The 2126-nt window shown below is 62.9% G+C and carries 3 protein-coding genes and 1 pseudogene; all 4 read left to right on the forward strand.

Going from position 1 to position 2126, the window contains the following annotated elements; translation table 11 throughout:
• Positions 1–72 (forward strand): annotated as a pseudogene (locus EN969_RS36800) (VOC family protein); the annotation flags it as partial.
• Positions 72–854, forward strand: coding sequence for an AAA family ATPase (locus tag EN969_RS28040; protein WP_063167785.1), 783 nt, complete (start codon positions 72–74; stop codon positions 852–854). The pseudogene EN969_RS36800 and the gene EN969_RS28040, both read left to right, overlap by 1 nt.
• On the forward strand, positions 851–1615 hold the full coding sequence (locus EN969_RS28045; protein WP_063167786.1) for a GNAT family N-acetyltransferase: 765 nt from the start codon (positions 851–853) through the stop codon (positions 1613–1615). The genes EN969_RS28040 and EN969_RS28045 overlap by 4 nt, the downstream gene beginning before the upstream one ends.
• Positions 1602–2123 carry a CoA-binding protein gene (locus EN969_RS28050; RefSeq protein ID WP_024504599.1) on the forward strand — a complete coding sequence of 174 codons (522 nt, stop codon included), beginning with the start codon at positions 1602–1604 and terminating at the stop codon, positions 2121–2123. The genes EN969_RS28045 and EN969_RS28050 overlap by 14 nt, the downstream gene beginning before the upstream one ends.
• Positions 2124–2126 lie beyond the last annotated feature (3 nt).

Here is a 2126-nt window from a genome sequence, read left to right on the forward strand (position 1 = left end):
CATGTCTGGGAAGTGGCGCACAATCCGGCCTTTCCGATCGCGGAAGACGGCACGATTTCGCTACCTGGCTGATGGCCCATCGCAAGCAGCTGACGCGGCTCAAGGCTCCCTATCTGAAGCGCATCCTGCTCGATGCCGTGCGGGTCGAGGATTGGGAAAAATATCCATGGAACCTGCCGCTGTTTCGCGGCCACGACTTCGAACTCGAATTCACCACGCCGATCACCATCATCGTCGGCGAGAACGGCACCGGCAAATCGACGCTGCTCGAGGCGATCGGTGCGCTGGCCGGCTATGACGAAGCCGGTGGCGGCAAGGGATATAGGCCGGTCGACCATTCCAGCGCCATCGACAAGAGTGGTGCCGCGCTGGCCAACGCATTCCGCGGTCACTGGCTGCCGAAAGTCACCGCCGGCTGGTTTTTTCGCGCCGAATCCTTCTACTCCGTGGCCCGATATCTCGATCAGGCGGCACTGGAAGACCCTTTTAGGCCCCCGCCGCCGGACTTCCTGTCCTGGTCGCATGGCGAGGGCTTTATCCGTTTTTTCGAGGAGCGCTGCCGCAGGCAAGGCATCTACATCCTCGACGAACCCGAAAGCGCACTGTCGCCGACGCGACAGATCGAGCTGCTCAAGATGCTGCGGCGCATGGACCAGTCGGGCACCGCGCAAGTGATCATGGCGACGCATTCGCCGCTGCTGATGGCTTGTCCTGGCGCGCGGCTGTTCCGCATCAGCCGGTTCGGGCTCGATCCCACGGATTTCAGCGATACCGATCATTTTCGCATGATGCGCGACTTCTGCACCGATCCGCAGGCCTTTATGGAGGAAGCGCTGCGGGAGGATGACGCGTGAGCGCCGGCGATGATGACCTCAACTGGCGCGTCGAGCAGGCGTGCCGCGAAGGCTGGCCGGCGGCGACCGAGACGTTGGTTGATGGCTGGCTTCTGCGGCGATCGGGCGGACGGATCCGGCGTACCAATTCGGCCAATCCCTTGCGCGGCGAGCGTGGCGCGCCCGACAAAGTGATCGACGCCGCAGAGTCCTTCTACGTCGGCCACGGTCAGGCGCCGATGTTCCGAGTGCCTGATATCGCCGCCGAGCTCGAAACCGCACTCGACCATCGCGGCTACCAGCCGGAAGGCGGGACGATCCATCTCCATGCCGGGATCGGCGATCTGGCTGAAGTCCGCGACGAGCGGGTCGCTGTTTCGCCTGTGCCAGGCGAAGACTGGCTCGCGGCGCGCTTCCGCATGGAGGCTTATGACGACATCGATCGCCGCGTCTTTCGCGAGATGACCGGACTGATCGTCGGCGACCGGGCGTTCGTGTCCTGTACACGAGACAGCGAAATTGCCGCCTTGGCCTATGGCGTCATCCGCAATGGGCTGCTTGTGGTGGAATCGGTTGAAACCGACGGCCGTTTCAGGCAGCAAGGCCTGGGCCGCAAGACGGTGGGCGTCCTGATCGACTGGGCACGACAAACGGGTGCGTCAGCTGCATGCCTGCAGGTGGTGGCCGACAACACGCCGGCTCGCGCCCTCTACGCCTCGCTTGGGTTCAGCCGTGAACTTTACCGATACCACTACCGCAGGAAGCCGCATGAACCACGATAGCTACGACAACACTTACATTGCCGGCATCCTCAATTCGGTGAAGACCATCGCCATGGTCGGCGCGTCCGCCAATGATGTGCGGCCAAGCTATTTCGTGCTGAAATATCTGCTGGCCAAGGGATTTTCGGTGTTTCCGATCAATCCTGGCCAGGCCGGCAAGGAGATCCTCGGCCGGATGACCTATGCGAGGCTCGCCGATATTCCGGAGCCGATCGACATGGTCGACATCTTTCGCGCGCCGGCGGCGGTGCCCGGCATCGTCGACGAGGCGTTGCGGCTCGATCCCTTGCCGAAAGTGATCTGGATGCAGCTTGGCGTGCGCCATGACGAAGCAGCCGCGCGCGCCGAGGCCGCCGGCATCAAGGTGGTGATGAACCGCTGCCCCAAGATCGAATATGGCAAGCTGTCCGGCGAGATCGGTTGGACCGGCGTCAATTCCGGCGTGCTGTCGTCGAAGAAGCCGCTGATGCGGTCGGGATTCCAGAGTTTTGGCGTGCGGCAGAAGTAGTGC

This window comes from Mesorhizobium sp. M7A.F.Ca.CA.003.01.2.1, from assembly GCF_003998945.1.
Taxonomy (GTDB): Bacteria; Pseudomonadota; Alphaproteobacteria; order Rhizobiales; family Rhizobiaceae; genus Mesorhizobium; species Mesorhizobium ciceri.